Consider the following 26,050-nt stretch of genomic DNA (forward strand, 5'->3'; position numbering starts at 1 on the left):
CTAGCATTCATGCTAGCAGCGGTCGGAGGTGACTCATGGCGACGATCCTGGTGCGCAATGTCGATGACGCGGTGGTCGAGCGCCTCAAGGCGCAGGCGAAGGAGCACGGCCGGTCGATGGAAGCCGAGGTCCGTGCGCTACTGACCGAGGCGGCAGGTCCACCAGGGGACCTCACTGGTGAGGCACTATGGGAGTTTCTGCGCAGCGGTCCGAAGGTGACTGAGGACTTCGAACTGGACATCCCTGACGACTACTCGATCCCTCCGAACCCGTTCGAAGACGAATGAACTACATCCTCGACACCAACGTCGTGTCGGAGATGATGCGACCTCAGCCTGACGTCCATGTGCATAGCTGGGTAACCCGAAAGGTACTTTCACAGCTTTTCGTTACGGCGACGACGATCAACGAGATCACCTTCGGCCTTCAACGTCTGCCTGCGGGACGTCGTCGGCAGGAACTTCAGGTCCACCTGAATGATCTGGTCAATCGACGCTTCGCGGGCCGGATATTGCCGTTCGACAAGGCAGCTGCTGTACGCTGTGGCGAGATCCGTGCTGCAGCAATGATGCGTGGCCGTCCCGCAGGATTTGCCGATGCGGAGATCGCCGCCGTCGCACTTACCCATTCCATGACCGTCGCCACCCGCGACCTGGACGACTTCGCCGTGTTCGGCGTTCCCCTCGTCGACCCGTTCGATCCGAAGGCAGTAGCATGACGACCATCCCCGGCACCCTGGACAATCATATCGGCGGCCGCGAGGTCCCGGCGCGCAGCGGCGAGCGGATCCAGAAGTTCGACCCGTACACGGGCAAGCTGCAGTCGCAGATCGCGCGCTCGTCCGCCGCCGATGTCGACGATGCGGTCCAGGCCGCGAAGGCGGCGCAGCCGGGCTGGGCTGCCGTGCCGGCGGTGCAGCGCGGACAGATCCTGCACCGGATCGCCAACATCATGGAGGCGAGGGCCGACGAGTTCGGCGCGGTGGTGGCGGCCGAGACCGGCAAGTCGCTGAAGGAAGGCAAGGGCGAGGTCGGTGCGGCCGTGCAGTGCGCGCGGTTCTTCGCGGGCGAGGGGCAGCGCCTGTTCGGCCGGACCATCCCCTCGGGCACGGCGGGCAAGCTCAACCTGACAGTGCGCACGCCGGCCGGTGTCGCCGGGCTGATCATCGCGGCCAACACGCCGGCTGCCAACGTCGCCTGGAAGGTCTTCCCGGCGCTGATCTGCGGCAACGGCGTGGTGCTCAAGGCGGCGGAGGACACGCCGTTCACGGCGGGCTGGGTCGCCCGGGCGGCCGCGGAAGCCGGCCTGCCGGCCGGCGTGCTCAACGTCGTGCACGGCCTGGGTGCCGAGGCCGGCGAGCCGCTGGTGCTGCACGACGCGGTGGACGTGGTGAGCTTCACCGGCTCGACCCGGGTCGGCCGGCGGCTGGCGGAGCTGGCGGGTGCCCGGCTGAAGAAGATCAGTCTGGAGCTCGGCGGCAAGAACCCGTTCGTGGTGATGGACGACGCTGACCTCGACAAGGCGGTGCGCTGGGCGGTGCTCTCGGCCTTCAGCAATGCCGGCCAGCGCTGCGCTGCCGGCAGCCGGATCATCCTGCACGCGCCGATCTACGACGCGTTCGCCCAGAAGTTCGTGGCGGCCACCCGGGCGCTCAGGCTCGGCAACGGTGATGGCGACGACCTGGGTCCGGTCATCAACGCGCGGCAGCTCGCCAACATGCAGGCGGCGGTGGACCGGGCCAGGGAGCGGGGAGCCCGGGTGCTGGCCGGCGGCGCCCGTGCCGATGCGCCGGAACTCGCGGCGGGCTTCTTCATGATGCCCACCATCCTGGAAGGTGTGGCCGCCGAGGACGAACTCACCCACTCGGAGCTGTTCGGGCCGATCACCTGCCTGTACCGGGCGGACGGCTTCGAGCATGCGCTGGAACTGGCCAACGGAACCGCCTATGGCCTGACGGCCTGCATCCATACCCGCTCCTTCGACCGAGCCTTCCTGTTCTGCGAGCGGGTGCGCGCAGGCGTGGCAGTGATCAATGCCGGCACCCATGGCAGCGAGGCGCATATGCCATTCGGTGGTCGCGGCCTTTCCGGAAACGGCACACGAGAACCCGGAACCGAGGCGCTGGACATCTACAGCGAACTCAAGAACATCGCTGTGAACATCGATCCTTCCGGAACCTGAGCAGCCGCATCCTTGGCGACACAGGAGCCTGTTCTTCCAGGAGTGTGATGCTTCAGCCTGATTGAACCCTTTCGGGCGGTCATCTATCGTCCTGGTAGTTTCGGATCAGGGCTGTTCACCCAGTCCAGAGCACCAGCCAGGCCGTCACCGGCCCGGGCATGTGCGGTTCCGCAACGCAGACGCCTGGATTTCGGGGAAGCGACAGCATGCTGCGCGGCCGCCTCTTCAACCTGATCTTTCCGCTGGCCGGCCTGTCGCTCCTGGCCGCTGTCATCCTGCTGTCCGGTAGCCTGGAGCCGGCCGATCTGGACGGCCCGACCCCGAACCTGTTCTTCTACCTGGCCATGGGTGCGTTCGGGCTGATCGGCGCGCTGCTCATGCTCCACCGCAGCAGCGCCACGATCCCGCCGCCCGCGCCCATGGAGCCGCGGCTGATCGCGGGTGGGACTGCATGGGACCATCATGTCGCAAACCTGCCGCTCGCGGTGATCCAGCTCGACTACCGCCACGGCCATCCGGGCCGGATCGCGGGCTGGAACCGTCAGGCCGAGCTGATCTTCGGCTGGCGGGCCGAGGAGGCGTGCGGACGGACCCTGGATGAGCTCCGGCTGATCCATGAGGCGGACCAGAATCGGCGCCTGGCCATGTACGACGCGATCCGTGACCAGGCGGTGAGCTCGGCCCAAATCACGCTGCGGGCCTGCACCAGGGAACGCCGGATCCTCCACTGCGCCGCGCACGTGTCGGTTGCGCGCCACGACGACGGATCGCTGGATTCGATCCTGATCATGGTGGACGACATCAGCAGCCAGATTGCTACCCAGGCGGAGATTACCCGTCTTGCCCATCATGATGCTCTCACCGGCCTGCCCAACCGGGCCCTGTTCAGCGACCGGCTGCGCCAGGCGTTGAGCCGGGCACGCAGGGACGGTGACAAGGTGGCCCTCATGCTGATCGATCTGGACGACTTCAAGCGGGTCAATGACAGCCACGGCCATGCCTGCGGCGACGCCCTGCTCCAGAACCTGGCCAGAACCCTGTCCGGCATGGTGCGTGAAACGGATTCTCCGGCGAGGCTCGGTGGCGACGAGTTCGCGCTGGTGCAGGTCGGGGTGACGGACCTGCAGGCGGTCGAGGCCCTGGCTACCCGGCTCGGCGACAGCCTGGCCCAGCCGTTCCACTGGGAGGGCCGGCACATCGAGACCTCGTGCAGCATCGGCGTGGCGATCTTCCCGGACGACGGTACGAGCGACGAAGAGCTGCTGCGGGCTGCCGACGTGGCCCTCTACCAGGGCAAGGCCGCCGGCCGGAACCGGCAGATGCGCTACCGGCGGGAGATGGACGAGGAACTCAGCCGCCGGCGCAGCATGCAGGCGAGGCTGCAGCAGGCAATCGACCAGGAGCGGCTCCAGCTCGTCTACCAGCCGATCCTGGCCATGCCCGATCTCGTCCCGGTCGCGGCGGAAGCCTTGTGCCGGTGGCATGATCGCGGCCAGGCGATCGCACCCTCCACCTTCGTGCCGCTCGCCGAAAGCTGCGGCCTGATCCGGCCACTCGGCCGCTGGGTGCTGCACACCGCCTGCCGGCAGGCCGCCAGCTGGGCGGAGCAGGGGCTGCAGCTGCGGGTCGCGGTCAATCTCGGCATCCCGGAGCTGCTGCAGCCGGAGCTGGTCGCCACGATCGAGGCAGCGCTGCACGAGAGCCGGCTGCCACCCTATCTCCTGCAGATCGAGATCAGCGAAGCGGCGGTGGGCGACCCTAGCCGGGAAGCCTTCATTGGCAGCCTGAATGACCTTTCGACCGCGGGCGTAGGCATCGCCATCAACGGGTTCGGGGCGGGCCGCATGCCGCTCGCCCGCCTGGCAGGCTTCCCGTTCGACACGATCAAGCTGGACGGCTCTCTGGTCGGCCGGATCGCCCAGGACCCGCGCACGCTGGCGATCGCGCGGGCCGTCGTGACCATGGCGCACGACCTTGGCCGGTGCGTCACCGCGGAGCGGGTGGAGACGGAGGAGCAGCTGGCCCGGCTGGTCGAGATCGGCTGCGACCAGGTCCAAGGGCACCTCCTGTCGCCGCCGCTGGCGGCAGCCGACGTGGCTGGCCGCCGCCTGCCGATCCTCAGACCGGGTCGGCGGTCAGCCCCGTAAGCCCGGCCGCCCGCATCGCCGTGTCCTGGCGCCTGGCCAGCGCCGCCTCGTCGAAGTCGCCGATCAGGTCGACGAACAGCCGGTACCAGTTGATGTTGGCCTTGAGGTGCATGAACACCGAGCCCAGGCCTACCGCAGCACGGTCCATGAACACGAACTCGCGCGGCGGCGTGACCCCGCCCAGCTCGCGCAGCCTCTGGTGGACCTTCTGCGCCACCTCGCGGCCATACTGGCCGCTATTGGTCTGCTGGATCAGGCGCGGCTCGTCCTGCATCAATGGGCCATACAGGAAGCCGGCCCACTCGTTGAGCACGTCGATCATCTCGTTCGACAGGCCGCGGAAGCCCCAGCGCTCATAGGCGGAGACGGCGAGGTCGCGGTCGCCCCTGGCCAGCGCCCAGTAGAGGTCGGTGACACCCTTGACGAAGGAGGGCGGAAACACCCGGACGCAGCCGAAGTCGAGCAGGTTGACGCCCAGGTCGCTGCGCACCGTGTAGTTGCCGGGATGCGGGTCGCCATGGATCACGCCCACCCGGTAGAACGGGATGTACCAGGCGCGGAACATCGCGATCGCGATCTGGTTGCGCGTCTCCTGGTCGGCCGAGCGGAACTCCATCAGGGGCCGACCGGTCAGCCAGCCCATGGTCAGGAGCCGGCGGGTCGAGAGCTCCGGCACCACCTCGGGCACCGAGACCTGCGGCTCGTCGGTCAGGATATGGTCGTAGAGCGCGATGTGGCGCGCTTCGCGCTCATAATCGACCTCCTCGCGCAGCCGCTCGGCGATCTCCTCGTAGATCCGGCTCGTGTCGATCGCCTTGTCCCAGCGCCGATAGACCGCGAACAGGATCTTGAGCTGGGCGAGGTCGGCATCCACCGCCGATTCGATGTTGGGATACTGCAGCTTGCAGGCGACCACCTTGCCATCCTGCAGGGTGGCGCGATGCACCTGGCCCAGCGAGGCGGCGGCAGCCGCCTCCAGGTCGAACTCGGCAAAGCGGCTGCGCCAGTCCGGCCCTAGTTCGCTCGCCATCCGCCGGCGCACGAACGGCTTGCCCATCGGCGGCGCGGAGGCCTGCAGCTTGGCCAGCTCCTCGGCATATTCCGGGGGCAGGGCATCCGGGATGGTCGCCAGCATCTGCGCGACCTTCATGAGCGGGCCCTTCAGCCCGCCCAGCGCCTGGCGCAGGTCATTGGCATGGGCACCCCGGTCGGTCTGCCGGCTGAGGAAGCGGTTGCTGGCGATCCGCGCAGCCTGGCCGGCCACCGAGCCGCCCACCTGGGCATAGCGGGCGACCCGTCCGGTCAGGCTGTTCTCGGACCGCGGGGCGGGCTTAAGCGGTCGGCTCATCGGCGATATCCGCCTCCTTCAGTTCCACGGCAAGCTGGTCGATCAGCTTCTCCAGCACGCTCAGGCCCTTGCTCCAGAAATCCGGGTCCGTGGCATCAAGACCGAACGGCGCCAGCAGTTCCTTGTGGCGCAGCGTCCCACCCGCAGAAAGCAGCTCCAGGTATTTCGGCTCGAACCCGTCCGGGTTCTGCTGGTAGACCGCGTAGAGCGAGTTCACCATGCAGTCGCCGAACGCATAGGCATAGACATAGAACGGCACATGGATGAAGTGCGGGATGTAGGACCAGAAGGTCTGATAGTCCTCGCGGAAGCGGAAGACCGGCCCCAGGCTCTCGACCTGCACCTCCATCCAGATCTTGCATAGTTCCGCCGGCGTCAGCTCGGCCTCACGCCGTGCATCATGCACCCGCCGCTCGAACTCGACGAAGGCGATCTGCCGGACGACCGTGTTGATCATGTCCTCGATCTTGCCGGCCAGCAGCACGCGGCGCTCCGCCGGGTCGGTCGTGCCGGCGAGCAGGGCCTGGAAGGTGAGCTGCTCGCCGAACACCGAGGCGGTCTCGGCGAGCGTCAGGGGCGTGCTCGCCATCAGCGGCCCATGCTTGGCCGCCAGCACCTGATGGACGCCGTGGCCCAGCTCGTGCGCCAGCGTCATCACGTCCCGCGGCCGGCCCTGGTAGTTCATCAGGACATAGGGATGCACCGAGGTCGTGGTCGGGTGGCAGAAGGCACCGCTGTCCTTGCCCGCGCGGAGCTGTGCGTCGATCCAGCCCTTCTCGAAGAAATCGGTCACGATCCCGGCGAGCTTCGGCGAGAAGCGGCCATAGGCATCGGTCACCAGGTCCCGCGCCTGCGTCCAGGGCAGCCGCGCGTCGGATTCTTCCGGCAACGGCGCGTTGCGGTCCCAGTATTCCAGATGATCCAGGCCCAGCCACTTCGCCTTCAGCGCATAGTAGCGGTGCGACAGCCGGGGATAGCTCGCCCGCACCGCGCCGATCAGGGCGTCGACCACCTCGTCCTCGACATGGTTGGCGAGGTTGCGCGAGCTGATCGGGCGCGGAAACTTTCGCCAGCCGTCCTCGATCTGCTTGTCCTTGGCCAGCGTGTTGGTGATCCGGGCGAACAGCTTCTGGTTCTTCGCCAGCACCTCGCCGATCGACGTCGCTGCCTTCTCCCGCACCCCGCGGTCCTTGGACGACAGCTTGTCGAAGATCTCCTGACTGGTGAGGTCCTGGCCGTCGAAGGGGAAGCGCAAGGCGGCCAGGGTTTCGTCGAACAGGCGCACCCAGGCCGAGCGGCCGGTGACATGCTTTTCCAGCAGCACCTTCTCGACTGCGTCCTCCAGCTGGTGCTCGCGCCAGGCGCGGGTATCGCGCAGCCAGGGCCGGAAGCGCGCCAGCCGTGAGGAGCCCTCGAGCTTGGCCTGGAGGTCGCCCTCCTCGATCTTGTTGACCTCCAGGGTCACGAACAGGGTGGTCGACGAGACCACCGTGATCTGCTCCTGGATGCCTTGGTAGAACCGGCCGATCTCGGCATCGTCACGGTCCGCGGCGAACAGGAGCGAGGCGAACGAGGCCAGCCGGCCCAGCCGGTCGTCCAGCGCTTCGTACGCCTCCAGCAGGTCCGCCAGCCCGTCACCGCTCAACCCCGCGACCTTGCCCTGCCAGCTCGCAGCGATCCGCTCGGCTTCCGCCTTGACCGCCGCCAGGTCGGCAGCGATCCGGGGGTCGGCACGGTCGGCATAGAGGTCGGTCAGGTCCCAGGCCGGTCCCTGCTGCTCATGCGGCAGGCCACCCGCCGCCACCTGTTCGCGATCCGCCAGCCGATCCACCCGAATAGACAGCACACCTGTTCTCCCTTACGCGCGTGAAGGAGATATGGGGACGGACCGGCGCAATGCACTGCCGGGGGCCGAACGAGAACGGGAAGGGGGGGAGGCGCTTGACGGAGCTTGGCCGCAACCTGGTCGAGATGTTCCAGAGGACCGTCCGGCGCAAGGGCGACCGACCCTTCCTCTGGGCCAAGCGGGAGGGCACCTATCGGCCGCAGAGCTATGCCGCGGTCGCGGCCGACGTTCAGGATCTGGCCCGTGCCCTAGCCCAGCTCGGCCTCGAGCGGGGCGACCGGGTGCTGCTCGTGTCGGAGAACCGCCCGGAATGGTGCATCGCCGACCTGGCGATCATCACCGCGGGTGGCATCACCGTGCCGGCCTACACCACCAACACGGTCGACGATCATGCCTACCTGCTGGCGCATAGTGAAGCGAAGCTGGTGATCTGCTCCGGCCGCAACCTCGCGCAGCGGCTGCTCCCGGCGATCACCCGGACAGAGGGGCAGGCCAGCACCGTCCTGTTCATGGAGCCTCTGGCGGGCGTGGATGCGCTGCCGGTCACGGCGGTCTCCTGGCAGGACGCGCTGGCGCTGGGCCGGCGCTCGCCGGCGCTGCCCGACGTGCCGGACCTGGACGAGGACGAAGTCACCTGCCTGATCTACACGAGCGGCACCGGCGGGCGGCCCAAGGGCGTCATGCTCACCCATCGCAACATCATGGCGAACGTCCTCGGTGCCCATGACCTCCTGGTGCGCATCGGGCTCGGCGACGAGGTGTTCCTGTCCTTCCTGCCGCTCTCGCACAGCTACGAGCACACGGCCGGCCAGTTCCTGCCGATCGCCCTGGGCGCGGAGATCTACTACGCCGAGGGGACGGAGACGATCCGCACCAACCTCCTGGAAGCGCGGCCGACCATCATGACCTGCGTGCCCAGGCTCTACGAGGTCCTGCGCCAGCGGATCAGCATGGAGGTCCAGCGCCAGGGCGGGCTCAAGGCCCGGCTGTTCGGCAAGACCCAGGAACTCGGCGGCAGGCGCTACCGGAACGGTCGGCTCAACCCGATCGAGCAGGTCATGGACCGGATCCTCGACCGCCTGGTGCGCGACAAGATCCGCGCCCGCTTCGGTGGCCGGCTCAAGGCGCTGGTGAGCGGTGGCGCACCCTTGAACCAGGAAGTCGGCCTGTTCTTCCAGTCCCTGGGCCTGCCGATCCTGCAGGGCTACGGGCAGACCGAAGCCTCGCCGGTGATTTCGGTGAACCCGCCGGGTGCCGTGCGCCTGGATACGGTCGGCCCGCCGCTGAAGGGCGTGACCGTCCGGATCGCCGAGGACGGCGAGATCCTGGTCAGCGGCGACATGGTGATGAAGGGCTACTGGAAGGACGAGGAGGCGACCCGGCACGCCTTGCGCGACGGCTGGCTGCATACCGGCGACATCGGCCAGCTCGAGTCGGACGGCTATCTCAAGATCACCGACCGCAAGAAGGACATCATCGTCGTTTCCGGGGGTGACAATGTCAGCCCGCAGCGGGTGGAAGGGATCCTCGGACTCAGTCCGGAAATCGGCCAGGTCGTGATCTATGGCGACGGCAAGCCCTATCTGGTGGCGCTGATCGTGCCGGACACGGACTTCATGAAGCGCTTCGCCAAGGAGCACGGCCAGAAGCTGGAGCCGGCCGCCCTGGTGCGCGACGAGAAGTTCCGCCAGGCCATGGCGGACGCCATGAAGCAGGCCAATGCCGGCCTGTCCCCCATCGAGCGGATCCGGCGCTGGCAGCTCCTGCACGAGCCGTTCACTACCGAGAACGGCCTGATGACGCCCAGTCTGAAGCTGCGCCGCTCGCTGATCTACGCCCGGTACGAGGCGCAGATCGCCGACCTCTACGACTGAGGCCCGAGCCTCGCAGCATAAGCCTCCCGCCCGGCAAGCCGTGTCGAGCGGGCGAGGCCCAGATGCTGCAGCTCCACGAAGGCCAGAGCGATCCATGCCTCCGCGCAGATCACCAGAACGCCAGCCAGGTTGGGCGTCAGCATCGCCAGGGCCAGCGGCAGGATGCTCAGGAAGGCGAAGGCGGCGTTGCCGCCCATCAGCAGCCAGACCGCGCTCTCCGCGAGGCTGCCGCGGCCGGCCAACCACAAGCCCAGGACCGCCTGGGCCAGCAGGTACAGGCCGGCAGCACTGATCGTCATGGCGGGAAGGCGCAGCCAGTCGCCGAGCATGGCAGGCAGCAGGGTCGCCACGCTGCCGGCCAGCAGGTTGCCGGCAGCACCGGCCACGAGGACGCGGCGCAGGAAGCAGGACGGCACGATCCGGGTCATGGCGGTACTCCGGTGGATGGCCAGCCGAACCTGCACCTCTGCCGGCATCCGGTCGATTACCTGGCAGGTCATGGCGCCACCTCGCCGGCAGCGCTAGGACAGGGTCATGACGACCCCCCAGAGCATCGGCGATCTCCTGAAGACGTGGCGCCAGCGCCGCCGGCTGAGCCAGCTGGAGCTGGCCCTGGAGGCGGAGGTATCGGCACGGCATCTGAGCTTCCTGGAGACCGGCCGCGCCCAGCCCAGCCGCGAGATGATCCTGCAGCTGGCCGAATCGCTGGAGGTGCCGCTGCGCGAGCGCAACGTCATGCTGGTGGCGGCGGGCTTCGCCCCGATGTTCCCCGAGCGCCGGCTCGATGACCCGGAGCTGACGGCGGCGCGCGAGGTGGTCGCCACCATCCTGACGGGCCACGAGCCCCATCCAGCCCTGGCGGTGGACCGGCACTGGCAGATCCTGGCGCACAACCGGGCGATCCCGCCGCTCCTGGAGGGCGTGAGCCCGGCCCTCCTGGAGCCGCCGGTGAACGCCCTGCGCCTGGCCCTTCATCCGGAGGGGCTGGCCCCGCGGATCGGCAACTTCCTGGAATGGCGCGCCCATCTGCTGTCGCGCCTGCACCGCCAGCTGGAACTCACCGCCGATCCGGAACTGGGCCGGCTCTTCGAGGAGCTGGCCGCCTATCCCCACCAGGGGGTCGGCCCGCAGCGGGGCACCACCGCCGCGCACGAGCCGGGCATCGCGGTGGCACTGCACCTTGCGACCAGCCACGGCCCGCTCGCCTTCATCAGCACCACCACCGTGTTCGGCACACCTTTGGATGTGACCCTGGCCGAGCTGGCGCTGGAGACGTTCTTCCCGGCGGACGCCGAGACCGCTGCAATCATGCGGCGGCTGGTGGCGGGCTAGACCGGCCTGGCCTTCAGCCAGAGGAACATCGGCACCCGGGCGGACTGGACGAGGCGTGGCGCCACCGCGAGGTCGGGCAGCGGCTCGCGCAGGCTGGTAATGGCCAGCCCGGCCTGCTCCAGGGCAGCGGCATAGCTTTCCAGCGGCTGCGACCAGCCGGCGAAATGCATCTCCTTGCCGTCCCGCTCCTCGATCCCGTCGAAGCGCACCCGGCCGAAATAGCTGCCCTTCAGCACGAAATCCGCCTCTGGCTCTGGCCCGGCGAAGCGGCCGCGATCGCGAAATGGATGCACGATCGAGGCGATCAGCTGCCCCGATGGCCGCAGCACGCGCCGGACCTCGCGCAGCACCGCCGCCATGTCCGCCACGTCCATCAGCACGTTGTAGGCCATCACCCGGTCGAAGCTCGCCGCGGCGAACGGCAGGGCGGCGGCATCGGCGACCAGATGGCGCTCGGCGGACCGGGCGGCCGCCGCGGCCTCGACCATGGCCGGCACCGCATCCGTGGCGGTGACCCGATAGCCCAGCGCCGTCAAAGTACGGGCAACTCGCCCCTCGCCGCAGCCGATTTCCAGGACCTCATCCTGTCCAGGTCCGATGAAGTCGCGCAGCGCCGGAAGATAGGCCCAGAAGGCATCATGACCCGGCGTGCCGGCCCAGCTGATCCACTGCCGCGCGACCCGGTGCCAGTGGCGGCGGTCCTGGTCGGTCATAGACGGTCGCAGGCCTCAGCCTTCCTCGCCGCCCACCAGCCCCAGGAACCGGTCGAGCTGGTCGAGCGTGCGCCAGCGCACCACCAGTTCGCCACCATCCTTCTTCTGCCGGATCGCGATCGGCAGGCCGAAGCGTCGGGATAGCCGCTCCTCGAACGCCTTCACGTCGGCATCCACGGCGGGACGGTCGACAGACTTGGCCGGCTTGGCTGTCTGCTGACGACGCACCAGATCTTCCGTCTGCCGGACATTCAGCCCGTCGCGGACGACGATCTCGGCCAGTGCTGCCGGATCGGCCGCCCCCAGCAGCGCCCGGGCATGACCGGCGCTGATCTTCTCCTGGTCGAGCAGGTGCCGTACCGGCTCGGGCAGGCCCAGCAGTCGGATGGTATTGGCGACATGGCTGCGGCTGCGGCCGAGCGCGCTGGCAATGTCCTCCTGGGTATGGCCGAACTCGTCGGCCAGCCGCCGATAGGCATCGGCCTCTTCCAGCGGGGTGAGGTCCTTGCGCTGGACGTTCTCGACCAGCGCGATCTCCAGCGTCTCCTGCTCGCCCAGCTCGCGGACCAGTACCGGGACCTCGGCCAGCCCGGCGCGCTGCGCCGCCCGCCAGCGCCGCTCCCCGGCGACGATCTCGAACCCGTCAGCCCGGCCGGCCGGGCGCACCAGCAGCGGCTGGAGCAGGCCGTGCCGGCGCATCGAATCCGCCAGCAGCTCCAGTTCGTCCTCGTCGAACCCGCGCCGCGGCTGGTGGCGCGACGGCGAGAGCTGCTCGATCGGCACCAGCCTGGCACCCTTGGGCGCCGGCTTGGCCGCCTGCGGCTCGCTGTCGAGAATCGTGCCGGCATCCTCGCCGAGCAGGGCGGAGAGCCCCATGCCCAGCCCACGCCGCCTGCCAGGCGTCTGATCGGAATGCTTCACCGTGCTGCCGCCATCATGCGTCGATCCCGTCGCAGCATCTCACCGGCCAGATGCGCATAGGCCATGGCGCCCGCCGAGCGCACATCATAGAGCATCACCGGCTTGCCGTGCGATGGTGCTTCGGAGATCCGCACGTTGCGCGGGATCACGGTATCGTAAACCCGCTCGCCCATGAAGCTGCGCACGTCCTCGGCCACCTGCTCGGACAGGTTGTTGCGCTTGTCGAACATGGTCAGGACGATGCCGTGCATCTGCAGGCGCGGGTTCAGGGTGCGCCGCACCCGCTCGACCGTGCGCAGCAGCATGCTGAGGCCTTCCAGGGCGAAGAACTCGCACTGGAGCGGCACGATCACCGCGTGCGCCGCGACCAGCCCGTTCACGGTCAGCACGCCCAGCGAGGGCGGACAGTCGATCAGGACATAGTCGAACCGGTCCTCCAGCCGCAGCAGCGCATCGCGGAGCCGGTAGCTGCGCTTGCCGTCGTCCACCAGTTCCACCTCGGCCGCCGACAGGTCGACCGTCGAGGTAATCAGGGTGAGACCCGGCACGGCGGTCTCGGTCAGGGCGTCGGCAACCGGTGCCTGGCCGGTGATCACATCGTAGGCAGTCACGGTGCGCACGGAACGGTCGACACCCAGCCCGGTCGAGGCATTGCCCTGGGGGTCGAAATCGACCACCAGCACGCGCTTGCCGGCCACCGCCAGGGCAGTGCCGAGATTGATGGTGGTCGTGGTCTTGCCGACCCCACCCTTCTGATTGGCAACCGCGAAGATGCGTGCCTTGGGCCCGCTCTTAAACTCGACGACCGTCGACACGTACGACCTCGCTGACGCGCAGGATATTGCCCCTCGGATCCGAGAGGCTCGGCAGGACGTCCTGCCTCATATGCCAGTGCCGCGCTGCGTCGGTCAATTCCGACGGCAGCGTCTGGCCCTTGGCGAACAGAGCGACCGTGCCCTCCGTCATATGCGGTGCAGCCAGACCGAGCAGCCGGTCCAAGGGTGCGAGCGCCCGTGCCGTCACCACGTCGAGCTTCGGCAGCGTGGCCTGCTCGATGCGCACCGCATGGATCGTCACTTCCGTCTCGGTGATCCGGGCCGATTCGCGCAGGAAGGCGACCTTGCGCTGGTCGCTTTCCACCAGATGCATCTCCGGCACGCCCATGATCGCCAGGATCATGCCCGGCACACCTGGGCCGGTGCCGAGATCTGCCCAGGTCCGGGCGTCGGGCGCCAGCAGGCGCAATTGCCCGCCATCCAGCACATGGCGGCGCCACGGATCAGCGAGCGTACTGGCCGCCACCAGGTTGATCCGCCGCTGCCACAGCTCCAGCAGCTCCACCCAGCGCCGCAGCCGCTCCAGCGTTTCACGTGAAACATGCAGCAGCGCCGCGCACTCCTCGGGCGACATCGGCCGGCTCATGCCGCGGACGCGCCCGGCCGCTCGACGAACCGCAGCAACCGGGCGGTCGCAGCCGGGGTCACCCCGGGAATGCGCGCCGCGGCACCCAGCGAGCGCGGCCGGTTCCGGCTCAGCACCGCGATCACCTCCGCACTCAGACCCGGGATGCCGCGATAGTCGAGATCTTCGGGCAGCGTCAGTTCCTCCTGGGCCCGGAACCGGCGGACCTCCGCCTCCTGCCGGGCCAGATAGGTGGCATAACGCGCCTCGATCGCAAGCTGCTCCTGCACCGTGCCGGGCAGACCGGCCAGTGCCGGTGCCAGCGGCACCAGCCGGGCCAGACTGACGTCCGGCAGGCGCAGCAGGTCGAAGCCGTCCCGGCGCCGGCCGTCCGACTGCACCGCGATGCCGTGCGCCGCCGCCTCGCCCGGCGTCACCGCGATCTTGCGGAGCAGCTCCCGGCCGAGCTCCAGCGCCTCGAGCTTGGTCAGGTGCGCCTTACGGCGCACCGCACCGACCACGCCCAGGGAGAGCCCGGCATCGGTCAGGCGAAGGTCGGCATTGTCGGCGCGCAGGCTCAGCCGGAATTCGCTGCGGCTGGTGAACATCCGGTAGGGCTCGGTCACGCCCCGGCTCACCAGGTCATCGATCATCACCCCGATCATCGCCTGGCTGCGCTCCAGGATGAAGGGTGGCCGCCCCGCCGCCAGCAGCGCCGCATTGATCCCGGCGACGATCCCCTGGCCCGCCGCTTCCTCATAGCCGGTCGTGCCGTTGATCTGCCCGGCGAGATAGAGGCCCGGCAGGCGGCGCATGGCCAAATCCGGCCCGAGCTCGCGCGGGTCGACATGGTCATACTCGATCGCATAGCCGAACTGGGCGATCTCGGCCCGCTCCAGCCCGGTGATCGAGCGGACCAGGGCGAGCTGGACCTCGCGCGGCAGTGCGGTCGAGATCCCGTTCGGATAGACCAGCGGGTCGTCCGCTCCTTCCGGCTCCAGGAAGACCTGGTGGCGCTCCCGATCGGCAAAGCGCACCACCTTGTCCTCGATCGACGGGCAGTAGCGCACGCCGCCTGCGGTGATCTGGCCGGAGAACACCGGCGACCGGGCCAGGTCGGCACGGATCAGCGCGTGGGTGGCGGGGTTGGTCCAGGTGATCCGGCACTCCACCTGCTTCTGGCCGATCCGGTCGGTCAGGAACGACATCGGCACCGGCGGCTCGTCGCCCGGCTGCGCCTGCAGCACTGCCCAGTCGATGCTGTCCCGCCGCAGCCTGGGCGGCGTGCCGGTCTTGAGGCGACCCAGCGTGATGCCGGCTGCCGCCAGCCGCTCCGGCAGACGCACTGATGGCCGCTCGCCTAGGCGGCCAGCCGGCCGGCGTTCCTCACCCAGATGGATCTCGCCACGCAGGAAGGTGCCGGTGGTCAGCACGACTGCAGCCGCGCGCAGCGCACGGCCCTCCTGGTCGATCACGCCCCGGACCCGGCGGTTCTCCAGGATCAGGTCGACTGCCTCGGCCTCCAGCACCTGCAGGCCGTCCTGCTCGGCGAGCAGCGCCTGTACTTCCGCCTCGTAAGCGCGGCGGTCGGCCTGGATGCGCGGTGCGCGCACCGCCGCTCCCTTGTCCGCGGCGAGCATGCGGAACTGGATACCGGCCCGGTCGATCGCCCGTGCCATGATTCCATCCAGCGCATCGACCTCACGCACCAGCTGGCCACGGCCGAGCCCGCCGATCGCGGGATTGCACGACATCCGCCCGATCGCCTGGCGATCCTGGGTCAGGAGCGCGGTACGGGCGCCGAGCCTCGCCGCGGCGGCGGCCGCCTCCACCCCGGCATGGCCACCGCCGATCACGATCACGTCGAAGATTTGCATGGCAGGTCGCAGCGGGCCCGAATTGAACTAGCGCATTGGCGCGCGCGCCGCTTCAAAGGCATAGCGCCCGCTGGTGATAGGCGAATCCAGACCGCAGGGAAACATGATGTCCTCCGTAGTGCTCGCCATGTTGGCGCTGGCCGTGCTGCTCGGGATTTCCGCCTTCGTACCGGCTCTGGCCGACCGTCTGCGCCTGCCGGCCACCACCCTGCTGGCGATCGTCGGCATCGCGATCGGTGGCCTCCTGTTCTTCACCGACACCCACATGTTCCCCGGCTGGACGCCCGGACTGGGCGGGCTGATCGGAAACCTCGCCGATCTGCACATCCCGCCGGACATGCTGCTCCTGGTGTTCCTGCCGATCCTCTTGTTCGAGAGCTCGATCAGCCTGGATGCCCGGGCGCTGCGTGACGATCTGGTGCCGGTGCTGGCCATGGCGGTGCTGGCCGTGCTGGTGACCACGCTGGTGGTCGGCGCCTCGCTCAACCCGTTCACCGCCGTGCCGCTGGCCGGCTGCCTGTTGCTGGGTGCGGTGGTCGCCACCACCGACCCGATCGCGGTGATCGGGGTGTTCCGCGAGGTAGGTGCACCGCGCCGCCTGTCCGACCTGGTCGAGGGCGAGAGCCTGCTGAACGATGCCGCGGCGATCGCCCTGTTCAGCGCCTTCGTCGCCGCCCTGCGTGCTGGCAATGACGGCGATCCCACGGCGATCGCCTGGACCTTCCTGTGGGACTTCATCGGCGGCGGGCTGTTCGGCGTGGTGCTGGGCCGGCTCGGTGCCGCACTGCTCACCCGGCTGGACCAGGCCGGGCCGGCCGAGATCACCCTGTCCGTGTCGCTGGCCTATCTCGCCTACATCATCGGCGAGGACGTGCTGCATATCTCCGGCGTGGTCGCGACCGTCGCCGCAGGCCTGGCATTCGGCTATCTCGGCCGGCGCCGGATGAGCACCCAGTCCTGGGGCTCGATTCACCATGTCTGGCAGCAGCTCGGCTTCTGGGCCGCGTCGCTCGTCTTCATGATGGCGGCCATGCTGATCCCCAAGGTGCTGGTCGAGTTCCGGCTCCAGGACTTCTACCTGCTCGTGGTGCTCATCCTCGCCACCTTCGCCGCCCGCGTGTTCGTGCTCTACGCCGTGATCCCGCTGCTCACCGCGCTCAAGCTGGCCAACCCGATCCGCAGCGCCTACCGCATGGTGATGCTCTGGGGTGGCCTGCGCGGTGCCGTCACCCTGGCCCTGGCTCTGGCCGTTTCCGAGCTGCCGGGCATCTCCGACGAGGTGAAGCACCTGGTCGAGGTGGTGGCGGTCTCCTATGTGCTGTTCACCCTGTTCATCCAGGGCACTACGCTGCGTGCACTGATCGGCTGGCTCGGGCTGAACCAGCTCGGTCCGCTCGAGCGCATGGTGCGCGACCGTGCCCTGGAACTCAGCCAGACCAACATGCTGGACCAGCTCCGGCTGGAGGCGGTGCGGCTCGGCATCGACCCGGAGACCTCGCCGGAGATCGACCGGCTGAACAAGGAACGCCTCGCCCAGCCGCGGCGGGTGGCACCGCTCGGCGACGACATGCTGTCCCAGCAGCTCACCGCGGCCCTGCTGACCGTCACGCGCCGCGAGGCCACGCTCTATGTCGAGGAGATCGGCCGGGGTCTGGCCGGGCGACGCACCGCCGCACAGCTGCTCGGCAATACCGATCAGCTCCAGGATGCGCTGCAGACCGATGGCGTGCGTGGCTACCGGTCGGTCGCCAAGCAGCTCAGCCGGTTCGACTGGTACATGCGGCTCTGCGTCTGGATCCAGCGTACCTTTCGCTGGTCGACGCCGCTTGCCCGCCAGCTCGCCGACCGGTTCGAGGTCATGCTGATCAGCCGGCGGGTCATGAACGAGTGCATCGAGTTCGCCCGGGAGCGCCTGCCATCCCTGTTCGAGCCACGGGTCGCCGAGACGGCGCTGCATGTGGTCCAGGCTCGCAAGGAGCTGATCGATCGCAGCTTCGAGGCGCTCGAGCTGCAATATCCCGAATATGCCGAGGCATTGCGCACCCGCTATCTGGATCGCGCGGCACTGCGCATGGAGGAGGATGCCTATCGGCAGATGCTGCAGGACCGGCTGATCACCCCACCGGTCTATCGCAACCTGATGGAGGCGACCCGGCTGCACGCCCGCGAGCTGGAACAGGCGCCGACGCTCGACCTGCACATGGACATCCCGGCGATCCTCCGCGAGCTGCCGCTGTTCAAGGACCTGGCGCCGGAGCAGATCGAGGCGGTCAGCCGCCTGCTCCGGCCACGCATGGCGCTGCCGCGCGAGCGGATCGTACGTGCCGGAGAGCTGGGCGACCGGATGTTCTTCGTGGCGAGTGGTGCCGTCGAGGTGGTCCTGGACGAGCCGGTCCGGCTCGGCACCGGTGACTTCTTCGGCGAGCTCGGCCTGCTCACCCGCGAGCCGCGCGTGACCGATGTGGTCGCGATGGGCTACTGCCATCTGCTCGAACTGCATGCCGACGTGTTCGAGCGGTTCCTGGCTGCGGATCCCCAAGCGGCGGCGGCCATCCGGCGGGTGGCAGCCGAGCGGCTGGGCGTGTGGCAGGAGCCAGCCCAGCCAATCGGCTGAATGTTCCACGTGAAACACACAAGCGGCTACTTGCCGATGCAGAACCGGGCGAAGATCCGGTCCAGCACATTCTCGGCGTCGGCACCCGCACCCGTCACCCGCGCCAACGCTTGGCTCGCCTGACGCAGCGCTTCGGCCACCAGCACCGGCTCGGCCAAGTGAACTGCCCCTGACGCATCGTCCAGCGCCGCCTGCGCGTCGCGCAGCGCCGCTTCGGCCCGAGCACCTACGGGCACTGCCCCGGCTTCCGCCTGGTCCGGTGCCGCCAAGGCGGCGACCAGCTGCGCCAGCATTCGGTCGATCCCGGCACCGGTGCGGCACGAGATCGCCAGATGATCCGCCGGCACCGATGCGAGGTCGGCCTTGTTCGCCACCACCAGCCGCGCCTGGCCCGCCGCGTGCGGCACCGCCGGCAGTGCCGGCAGCACCGGCTCGCTGGCATCGACCAGCTCCAGCACCAGGTCGGCGGATGCGGCCTTCTCTCTGGCGCGGCGCATCCCTTCCTGCTCGATCGGATCGTCGCTGTCGCGCAGCCCCGCCGTGTCGATCAGTGTCACCGGCAGCCCGGCCAGGTCCAGCGCCACCTCGACCGGATCGCGGGTAGTACCCGGGCGATCCGTCACGATCGCGACCTCCCGGCCAGCCAGCAGGTTGACGAGGCTGGACTTGCCGACATTGGGCGCGCCCACCACCGTCACGACGAAGCCCTGGCGCAGCCGCTCCGCCGCCGGAGCCCGGGCCAGCGCCTCCGCCAGCTCGGCGCGCAGCCGCACCATGGCCGGCCCGATCCGGTCGAGCGTCCCGGAAGCGACATCCGCCTGGTCTGCGGCGAAATCCAGCTCGGCCTCCACCGCGGCACGCAGCTCCATGAGCTGTTCGTGCCACTGGCCGACCTGGCGCCCGACCGCGCCTTCCAGCCTCGAGAGCGCCGTGCGCACCCCACGCGCGGTGGTGGCCTCGATCAGGTCGCCCAGGCCCTCTACGGCCGCCAGATCGAGCTTGCCCGCCAGATAGGCGCGCCGCGTGAACTCGCCCGGCTCCGCAGGGCGCAAGCCGGGCATCCGGCCCAGCGCCGCCGCCAGCATCCGGCGCACACCGATGCCGCCATGGTGCTGCAGCTCGACCAGGTCCTCGCCGGTGAAGCTGGCCGGGGCCGCAAAGCGCAGCAGCAGGGCCTGGTCGATCGGCGGCCCACCCGGCCCGTCGCATAGCCGGGCCAGCACCGCCCGGCGCGGCGCGGGCGGCCGACCGACACCCAGGTCCGCCAGCGCCTGCAGCGCCGCCGGCCCGGAGATCCGCAGCACCGCCACCGCCGAGCGGCCGGGCGGCGTCGCCCAGGCCCAGATCGTGTCGCCCGTCAGCGCTTGTCGTCCTTGGGCGGGGAGGGTGGCCGCATCCCGGTCGCGGTCGCCATCATCTGCGCCCAGATGGTCTGCCACTGCTCCAGCCCCTTGGACAGCGGCAGCCAAGTCTCCATGAGCTGCTTGGTGTCCGTGGCGTTGATCGCGTCCGACAGGCGCTTTTCCAGCGTGTCCATCAGGCTCTTCTGCATGGGCGCCACGTCGGGCAGGCCCAGGAACTGCCTGGCCTCCTCGGGTGTGCAGTCGATGTCGATGCTCACTTTCATGTCCGCCTCGCCGTGTTGGTCCCGCCGCTCCACATCCTTAGGACGACGGCGGCCAACGGCAACCTCCGGCCACCGTCGCGACCAACGAGGGGAGCTGGTCCTTGGTCAATCTCTTGCGCAACGCCACCAGTCCCTACCTCCTGCAGCACGCCGGCAACCCGGTCCACTGGCGGGAATGGAGCCCTGAGGCCCTGGCACTGGCCCAGGAGCTCGACCGGCCGATCCTCCTTTCGGTGGGCTATGCCGCCTGCCACTGGTGCCATGTGATGGCGCACGAGAGCTTCGAGGACCCGGCGGTCGCCCGGCTGATCAATGACGGGTTCGTACCGATCAAGGTGGACCGGGAGGAACGGCCGGACCTGGATCAGATCTACCTGCATGCCCTGCAGCTCCTGGGCCAGCCGGGCGGCTGGCCGCTCACCATGTTCCTGACCCCGGACGGCGCACCCTTCTGGGGCGGCACCTATTTCCCGCCCAGCCCCCGCCACGGCCTGCCGAGCTTCTCCCAGGTCCTCACCCAACTGGCGAAGCTGTGGCGCGAGGACCGGACGCGGCTGCTGGCCAATCGCGACCAGATGATGGCGGCGATGGCCGTGCTGGGCAGGCCGGAGCCGGGCGAGGGGGTGCCGGCCGGTCTGGCGTTCGCCACCGCGCAGGCCGTTGCGCGCGGTTTCGACCCGGAGCATGGCGGGCTGCGAGGCGCGCCCAAGTTCCCGCAGGTCCCGATGCTGGATCTGCTGCGCCGAACCGCGATCGCGCAGGGCGACCGGCAGAGGGCCGGCACTGTCCTACATACCCTCAGGCGGATCTGCCAGGGCGGGATCTACGACCATCTGGGCGGCGGCTTTGCCCGCTACTCGGTCGATGCCTTCTGGCGCGTGCCGCATTTCGAGAAGATGCTCTACGACAACGCCCAGCTGCTGGGCCTGCTGGCCGAGTGTCACCTGCTGGAGCCCCAGCCGCTGTTCCAGGCCAGGGCCGAGGAGACGGTCGGCTGGCTGGTGCGCGAGATGCGCAGTGCCGGTGCGTTCGCCGCCTCGCTCGATGCCGACAGCGAGGGCGAGGAGGGCCGCTACTATGTCTGGGACGCGGCCGAGATCGCAGCCGTGCTCGGCGCCGAAGCCGGGACATTCGCCCGGCACTATGACGTCCGGCCGGCCGGCAACTGGGAAGGCCGCAACGTGCTGAACCGCCTGCACGAGCCGGGCCTGGCCCCGGCGGAGGACGAGGCGGCACTGACGAGGATGCGGGCTGCACTCCTGAAGGCGCGGGAGCGGCGGATCCGCCCGGCCCGCGACGACAAGATCCTGGCCGACTGGAATGGCCTCGCGATTCAGGGGCTGGCGCGGGCCGCCACCGTGTTCGACCGGCCGGACTGGCTGGCCCTGGCGACGGAAACCTTCGACACCGTGATGGATCTGCTGGGCACGCCCGATGGCGGGCTGCGCCATGCCTGGCGGGACGGCCGGCGCCTGGAACTCGGCCTGCTGGACGACCACGCCCAGATGGCCCGTGCCGCCCTGGCCCTGGGCTTGGCCAGCGGCGACGCACGCTGGACGGCCTGCGCCGCGACGATCCTGGAAGCAGTCGAGCGGGCGTTCGCCGATCCGGATGGCGGCTATCGGCTGGCCCCGACCGATGCCACCGACCTCCTGGTCCGCCCGAAGACCGCATTCGACGGCCCGAGCCCGGCAGCGCTCGCGACCCTGCTCGAATGCTTTGCGCTGATGCACGCCCTGGATGGCCAAGCGCATTGGCGGGACCGGGCGGATCGGCTGGTGCGCTCGGTGGCAGGCGAGGTGGCTGGACAGCCGGTCGCCCACTGCGCCTTTCTGGCCGCATGGCTGACGCTGGAGATGCCCATCCAGATCGTGCTGGCGGGACCGGCGGCCGAGCTCACCACACTGCGCCATACGGCACTCACCACGCCGCTGCCGCACCTCGTGGTCCAGCAGGTCGAGGCGGGCGATGCCCTGCCCGACGGACATCCGGCCTTCGGCAAGTCCAGCCGCGACGGGCGGCCCACCGCCTTTGTCTGCGTCGCCGCGACCTGCACCGCTCCGGTCACCGATCCGGCGGCGCTGCGGGACGAGCTGGCGACCGCCGCCTTGCGCATGGGCAGGATCGGCGCAAACTGACGGCACGGAGCGAAACGAACCCGAGAAGGATGAAGGCGCATGGCGACCAGAGTGATGGTGCGCAAGACTGGCGGCCCGGAGGTATTGGAAACCGAGAGCTTCGAACCGGCCAAGCCAGGCCCCGGCGAGGTGCTGCTGCGCCAGCGCGCGGTCGGCCTGAACTTCATCGACTGCTACTTTCGCACCGGCCTCTATCCCACGCCCCTGCCCTTCACGCCGGGCTTCGAGGGCTGCGGCATCATCGAGGCGGCCGGCGACGGGGTCGACCTGAAGGTCGGCCAGCGGGTCGCCTACGGCACCGGGCCGATCGGCGCCTATACCGACATGCGGGTGATGCCGGCCGGCCCGCTCGTCCCGGTCCCGGACGCGATCCCGGACGACGTGGCCTGCGCCATGATGCTGAAGGGCATGACCGCCCGCTATCTCCTGCGCCGCACCTTCCGCGTCGAGCCCGGCCACACCATCCTGATCCACGCCGCAGCCGGCGGGGTTGGCCTGATCGTCTGCCAGTGGGCGAAGCATCTGGGTGCCACGGTGATCGGCACGGTCTCGACCGATGAGAAGGCCGAACTCGCCAGGGCCAATGGCTGCGACCACCCGATCGTCTACAGCCGCGAGGACTTCGTCGCCCGGGTCAAGGAGATCACCGGCGGCAAGGGCGTGGACGTGGTCTACGATTCGGTCGGCAAGGACACCTTCCTGAAGTCGCTGGACTGCCTGAAGCGCCTCGGCATGATGGTCACCTTCGGCCAGTCGTCCGGCAAGGTGGAGCCGTTCGACACCGGGCTGCTCGCCCAGAAGGGCTCCCTGTTCCTGACCCGGCCGACCCTGTTCTCCTATGTCGCCGAGCGCCAGGACCTGCTCGAGACCGCCAGGGACCTGACCGACGTGGTCGCGAGCGGGGCGGTGAAAATCCAGGTGGAGCAGAAATATCCGCTGGCCGACGCGGCCGCGGCCCATCGCGACCTGGAAGCGCGCAAGACCACCGGTGCCACGGTGCTCATTCCCTGACCGTATCCGCCGGCCGGGTCTCCTTCGCGAGCCCGGCCGGCTCCTTGAACCGGTCCTGGAGCCAGCGGTCGTAGAAGGCCAGCGCCGCCGCCCGCCCCTCGCTCAGGCACCACAGCCGCTTGCCGCTGATCGAGCGGTTCTGCCATTCGCGGTCGAACGCGACCGCGGCCGTGATCCGGGCAGCACTGGCCTGCTGCTCGTCCAGGCCATCGGCCGCCCTCGCCTCCGCACAGGCGAGTGCGGCCCCAGCGGCCAGGCCGTCGTTCCACAGGCCGCAATAGTGCAGCACTTCCTGGTCATAGGCGCAGCGTGCATAGGGCGGCAGCGTGTCGCGCGGCCCGGCCAGGGCAGGTGCCGTGATCAGCAGCAGGAGGCCGGTCAGCCGCAGGATCACATGAAACCGTCCCAGAGCAGCTTGACCCCCGTCAGCAGCACGAAGCCCACGCACAGCGGATAGAACCAGCGGTCGCTGACGCGGTGGTGCAGCCGCACCCCCGCCAGCATGCCCAGAGCTGCCACCGGCACCATGCAGAGGATCGTGGTGACGATCGACTGGTCGAACAGGCCGATCATGAAGTAGGGCGGCAGCTTCGCGAGGTTGATGGCGGCGAACAGGATGGTCATCGTACCGACGAACACCGTCTTGTTCAGCCGCAGCGGCACCAGATAGAGGTTGGCGGGCGGTCCGCCGGCATGGGCGATCGTGCTGGTGAAGCCGGCGGCACTGCCCAGCACCACGCCGGACAGCGGCCTTGGCGGCTTGCCGGTGCCGATCCGCGCTGCCGGGCGCAGGAACCAGTCCAGCGAGAACAGCACCGAGGTGGCGCCCAGGAGAATGCGCACCGCGTCCTCCGACAGCCAGTCGAACGCCAGGGTGCCGAGCACGATCCCGACCAGCGCGCCGGGCAGGAGTGCCGCCACCGCGTGCCGGCTCCAGCTGCGCCGGTACGCCCACACGCCGATCGCGTCCATCAGGCAGAGCAGCGGCAGCATGATCGCCGCGGCATGGGCCGGGGACATCACCCAGCTCATCAGCGGCACCGACACCATGCCGAGCCCGCCACCGAATCCGCCTTTGCTGAGCGCACTGATCAGGACGCCGGTGATCACCAGCATCCAGTAGAGCAGGTCCTGATTCAACGAAGTGGGCTCACATCCCGGCGATCTTCTTGAGCGCATCGATCTGCCAGGCCTGGGTCATGTCCTCCAGGATCTGGCCGTTCTCCAGCCCGCGCCCTTCCAGCTGCAGCATGATCCGGCCCCCCAGGATCAGCGTGGCCTGGCCGCTGTCGCCGCCCTCCTCGAACTGCACCATCGCGTTGTCCCGGCCGACCCGAACCCGCTTGGCGCCGGGATTGGCCGCGATCAGCGCCGGATTGCCGATCATCGCCGCCAGCCCCTGGATCATCGGGTTGTCCACCGAGATCCGGGCCTCGATCGAGCCGTTGCCGCCCTCCTGCGTATAGGTGCGCGCCACCGCCGTGCCGCCGCCGAACATCGCCATGGCGGCACTGCTGTCGTCTTCGCTGTCCTCGTACGTCCAGCCCGTGGGCGCCGGCGGGAAGCCCGCGCGATACTGCCCGGCGAGCTGCGACCGGATGTCCTGGATCGCGAACTGCAGCTCGTTGATGGCGCCACCCAGGTCACCTTCTTCGTAGTACTGCTTGCCGAGATCGATCTGATCGGTGACCTGATCGGCGGACGCCGGCAGGGCGGCAGCCAGCAACAGGGCGCAGACAAGGGCAACGACACGCATGGAACCAACCGCAGCTTCCCCGACCGGCCCTGACCCTAGCCTGCCCGTCACGGTGTCGTCGAGCGTCCGGAAACGTCTGGCAGCGGGAGCTGGCCGATGAGCGGGAATGACCGGGTCGTGGTGGTGGGCGGCGGCCATGCCGGCCTGCTCATGGGCTTGGCGCTGGCCGGACACGGCATCGAGGTCCGGGTGGTCGAGCCCATGGCGCCGGCAGCGATCCGCAAGGCGCCGCCCGACGGGCGGACCCTCGCACTCCTGGCCGGCAGCATCCTGCAGCTCGAGGGGCTGGGCCTGTGGGGCCCGCTCGCTCCCTATGGCACGCCGATTCGGCGGGTCGAGGTGCTGGACGTCGGCAGCGCGGCCAAGGTCGACTATCGCGAGGAGGACGCGCCCGGCCCGGTCCCGTTCGGCCAGGGATTCGAGAATCGCGTCCTGCGCCAGGTGCTGCTCGACCTGTTCCTGGAGCGGGCCGGCCGCCGTCACCTGGTCACCGACCGGGTGAGCGCCATCGAGCGCGACGCCACAGGCATCACCATCCGTACCGAGGGAGGTGCCCGGCTGCCGGCGGGCCTGGTGATCGGTGCCGATGGCCGCGGCTCCGGGCTGCGCAAGCTGGCCGGGATCGGGTTGCATCGCTGGAGCTATGGCCACTCCGCCCTGGGCTTCATCGTCCGCCACCCGGTCGACAATGGCGGTGCCGTGCTGGAGCGGATGCGCAAGGGCGGACCGCTGGCGACGCTGCCGCTGCGTGCCGACCGCACCGGGATCACCTGGGTGGAGACGCCGGAGCGGGCGAAGGCCCTGGCCGAAGGCGAACCAGGACAGCTGCTGGCCGAGCTGGACCTGGCCCTGGGCCACGCGCTGGGCGAGCTCGAGCTGGACAGCCCGGTGGGTGTCTGGCCGCTCTCCGGCCAGCATGCCGACCGCTACGTGGCACCACGTCTGGCCCTGGTCGGCGATGCCGCCCATGGGGTTCACCCCATCCATGCCCAGGGCTTCAACATGGGCATCGCGGATGTGGCCGCCCTGGTGCAGCTCATCGCGGCCCGGCCGGACGAGCCGGGCTCTCCGGATGTCCTGCGCGCCTATGAGCGGCAGCGGCGCGGCCCGAACACGCGCTCGATCTGGCTGACCCATGGTCTCGCCCGGCTGTTCACCAACGAGCTGGTGCCGGTCACGCGCGCCCGTGGGGCAGCGCTCACCTTGCTCGACCGGCTGCGCCCGCTGCGGCGGTTCGCCATCCAGCGCGGCATGCGGACCTGAA

At 69.4% G+C, this 26,050-nt stretch carries 23 protein-coding genes; 10 read left to right on the forward strand and 13 right to left on the reverse strand.

What is annotated here, in order from left to right; genetic code table 11:
• Nucleotides 1-35 precede the first annotated feature (35 nt).
• From VNS22_RS21525 to VNS22_RS21540, 4 genes are all read left to right on the forward strand, one after another.
• On the forward strand, nt 36-287 hold the full coding sequence (locus tag VNS22_RS21525) for a FitA-like ribbon-helix-helix domain-containing protein (protein WP_191058378.1): 252 nt from the start codon (nt 36-38) through the stop codon (nt 285-287).
• A complete protein-coding gene (locus VNS22_RS21530; RefSeq protein WP_325736122.1) occupies nt 284-718 on the forward strand; it encodes a type II toxin-antitoxin system VapC family toxin in 435 nt (144 codons plus the stop codon). Before VNS22_RS21525 ends, VNS22_RS21530 begins: the two co-directional genes overlap by 4 nt.
• Nucleotides 715-2,181 carry an aldehyde dehydrogenase family protein gene (locus tag VNS22_RS21535; protein WP_325736124.1) on the forward strand — a complete coding sequence of 489 codons (1,467 nt, stop codon included), beginning with the start codon at nt 715-717 and terminating at the stop codon, nt 2,179-2,181. Before VNS22_RS21530 ends, VNS22_RS21535 begins: the two co-directional genes overlap by 4 nt.
• Before the next feature lie 206 nt (nt 2,182-2,387).
• Complete coding sequence (locus VNS22_RS21540) at nt 2,388-4,328, forward strand: putative bifunctional diguanylate cyclase/phosphodiesterase (RefSeq protein ID WP_325736126.1); 1,941 nt, start codon at nt 2,388-2,390, stop codon at nt 4,326-4,328.
• On the opposite strand, the gene VNS22_RS21545 is transcribed toward VNS22_RS21540, so the two are convergent.
• Both VNS22_RS21545 and VNS22_RS21550 read right to left on the reverse strand, forming a co-directional pair.
• Nucleotides 4,300-5,676: an AarF/ABC1/UbiB kinase family protein gene (locus tag VNS22_RS21545; protein WP_325736128.1), complete on the reverse strand. Its 1,377-nt coding sequence runs from the start codon at nt 5,674-5,676 to the stop codon at nt 4,300-4,302. The two genes, VNS22_RS21540 and VNS22_RS21545, sit on opposite strands and share 29 nt — an antisense overlap.
• Nucleotides 5,660-7,480, reverse strand: a complete 1,821-nt coding sequence (locus VNS22_RS21550) for a M3 family oligoendopeptidase (protein ID WP_349261859.1) — start codon at nt 7,478-7,480, stop codon at nt 5,660-5,662. Before VNS22_RS21550 ends, VNS22_RS21545 begins: the two co-directional genes overlap by 17 nt.
• A gap of 137 nt (nt 7,481-7,617) precedes the next feature.
• On the opposite strand from VNS22_RS21550, the gene VNS22_RS21555 reads away from it, so the two are divergent.
• On the forward strand, nt 7,618-9,396 hold the full coding sequence (locus VNS22_RS21555) for a long-chain fatty acid--CoA ligase (RefSeq protein WP_325736132.1): 1,779 nt from the start codon (nt 7,618-7,620) through the stop codon (nt 9,394-9,396).
• Here VNS22_RS21555 and VNS22_RS21560 read toward each other — a convergent pair.
• The gene (locus VNS22_RS21560; RefSeq protein ID WP_325736134.1) at nt 9,387-9,896 is read right to left on the reverse strand and encodes a hypothetical protein; all 510 of its coding nucleotides are present in this window, start codon (nt 9,894-9,896) and stop codon (nt 9,387-9,389) included. The two genes, VNS22_RS21555 and VNS22_RS21560, sit on opposite strands and share 10 nt — an antisense overlap.
• Before the next feature lie 34 nt (nt 9,897-9,930).
• Here VNS22_RS21560 and VNS22_RS21565 point away from each other — a divergent pair, with 34 nt between their 5' ends.
• The gene (locus VNS22_RS21565) at nt 9,931-10,728 is read left to right on the forward strand and encodes a helix-turn-helix transcriptional regulator (protein WP_325736136.1); all 798 of its coding nucleotides are present in this window, start codon (nt 9,931-9,933) and stop codon (nt 10,726-10,728) included.
• Here the strand turns inward: VNS22_RS21565 and VNS22_RS21570 are convergent.
• The 5 genes from VNS22_RS21570 to mnmG are packed head-to-tail and all read right to left on the reverse strand — an operon-like array spanning nt 10,725 to nt 15,640.
• Nucleotides 10,725-11,441 carry a class I SAM-dependent methyltransferase gene (locus VNS22_RS21570; protein WP_325736138.1) on the reverse strand — a complete coding sequence of 239 codons (717 nt, stop codon included), beginning with the start codon at nt 11,439-11,441 and terminating at the stop codon, nt 10,725-10,727. The two genes, VNS22_RS21565 and VNS22_RS21570, sit on opposite strands and share 4 nt — an antisense overlap.
• Nucleotides 11,442-11,456: 15 nt before the next feature.
• Complete coding sequence (locus VNS22_RS21575; protein ID WP_325736140.1) at nt 11,457-12,362, reverse strand: ParB/RepB/Spo0J family partition protein; 906 nt, start codon at nt 12,360-12,362, stop codon at nt 11,457-11,459.
• Complete coding sequence (locus VNS22_RS21580; RefSeq protein WP_325736142.1) at nt 12,359-13,177, reverse strand: ParA family protein; 819 nt, start codon at nt 13,175-13,177, stop codon at nt 12,359-12,361. Before VNS22_RS21580 ends, VNS22_RS21575 begins: the two co-directional genes overlap by 4 nt.
• Nucleotides 13,155-13,772: a 16S rRNA (guanine(527)-N(7))-methyltransferase RsmG gene (locus tag VNS22_RS21585; RefSeq protein ID WP_349261860.1), complete on the reverse strand. Its 618-nt coding sequence runs from the start codon at nt 13,770-13,772 to the stop codon at nt 13,155-13,157. Before VNS22_RS21585 ends, VNS22_RS21580 begins: the two co-directional genes overlap by 23 nt.
• An 8-nt stretch (nt 13,773-13,780) precedes the next feature.
• The gene (mnmG, locus tag VNS22_RS21590; protein ID WP_325736146.1) at nt 13,781-15,640 is read right to left on the reverse strand and encodes a tRNA uridine-5-carboxymethylaminomethyl(34) synthesis enzyme MnmG; all 1,860 of its coding nucleotides are present in this window, start codon (nt 15,638-15,640) and stop codon (nt 13,781-13,783) included.
• 106 nt (nt 15,641-15,746) lie between these two features.
• Between mnmG and VNS22_RS21595 the strand changes: the two genes are divergently transcribed.
• Nucleotides 15,747-18,254 (forward strand): cation:proton antiporter, encoded by a 2,508-nt coding sequence (locus VNS22_RS21595; protein WP_325736148.1) that lies wholly within the window; start codon nt 15,747-15,749, stop codon nt 18,252-18,254.
• A 26-nt stretch (nt 18,255-18,280) separates the two neighbouring features.
• Here VNS22_RS21595 and mnmE read toward each other — a convergent pair whose 3' ends face one another.
• A complete protein-coding gene (gene mnmE, locus VNS22_RS21600) occupies nt 18,281-19,693 on the reverse strand; it encodes a tRNA uridine-5-carboxymethylaminomethyl(34) synthesis GTPase MnmE (protein WP_325736149.1) in 1,413 nt (470 codons plus the stop codon).
• Nucleotides 19,612-19,881, reverse strand: coding sequence for a DUF6489 family protein (locus VNS22_RS21605; RefSeq protein WP_325736150.1), 270 nt, complete (start codon nt 19,879-19,881; stop codon nt 19,612-19,614). The genes mnmE and VNS22_RS21605 overlap by 82 nt, the downstream gene beginning before the upstream one ends.
• A 101-nt stretch (nt 19,882-19,982) precedes the next feature.
• Here VNS22_RS21605 and VNS22_RS21610 point away from each other — a divergent pair, with 101 nt between their 5' ends.
• Nucleotides 19,983-22,019 (forward strand): thioredoxin domain-containing protein, encoded by a 2,037-nt coding sequence (locus VNS22_RS21610; RefSeq protein ID WP_325736151.1) that lies wholly within the window; start codon nt 19,983-19,985, stop codon nt 22,017-22,019.
• Between the two features lie 39 nt (nt 22,020-22,058).
• The gene (locus VNS22_RS21615) at nt 22,059-23,030 is read left to right on the forward strand and encodes a quinone oxidoreductase (protein ID WP_325736153.1); all 972 of its coding nucleotides are present in this window, start codon (nt 22,059-22,061) and stop codon (nt 23,028-23,030) included.
• Here VNS22_RS21615 and VNS22_RS21620 read toward each other — a convergent pair.
• Genes VNS22_RS21620 through VNS22_RS21630 form a run of 3 tightly spaced genes read right to left on the reverse strand, consistent with a single transcriptional unit; the run spans nt 23,020 to nt 24,786 of the window.
• Complete coding sequence (locus VNS22_RS21620; protein ID WP_325736155.1) at nt 23,020-23,424, reverse strand: hypothetical protein; 405 nt, start codon at nt 23,422-23,424, stop codon at nt 23,020-23,022. The genes VNS22_RS21615 and VNS22_RS21620 overlap by 11 nt on opposite strands.
• Nucleotides 23,421-24,170 (reverse strand): sulfite exporter TauE/SafE family protein, encoded by a 750-nt coding sequence (locus VNS22_RS21625; protein WP_325736157.1) that lies wholly within the window; start codon nt 24,168-24,170, stop codon nt 23,421-23,423. Before VNS22_RS21625 ends, VNS22_RS21620 begins: the two co-directional genes overlap by 4 nt.
• Nucleotides 24,171-24,180: 10 nt before the next feature.
• Nucleotides 24,181-24,786 (reverse strand): hypothetical protein, encoded by a 606-nt coding sequence (locus VNS22_RS21630; RefSeq protein WP_325736159.1) that lies wholly within the window; start codon nt 24,784-24,786, stop codon nt 24,181-24,183.
• A 96-nt stretch (nt 24,787-24,882) separates the two neighbouring features.
• Here VNS22_RS21630 and VNS22_RS21635 point away from each other — a divergent pair, with 96 nt between their 5' ends.
• A complete protein-coding gene (locus VNS22_RS21635; protein WP_325736161.1) occupies nt 24,883-26,049 on the forward strand; it encodes an FAD-dependent monooxygenase in 1,167 nt (388 codons plus the stop codon).
• The last annotated feature ends 1 nt before the right edge of the window (nt 26,050 follow it).

It is taken from the genome of Geminicoccus sp. (assembly GCF_035556675.1).
GTDB lineage: Bacteria > Pseudomonadota > Alphaproteobacteria > Geminicoccales > Geminicoccaceae > Geminicoccus.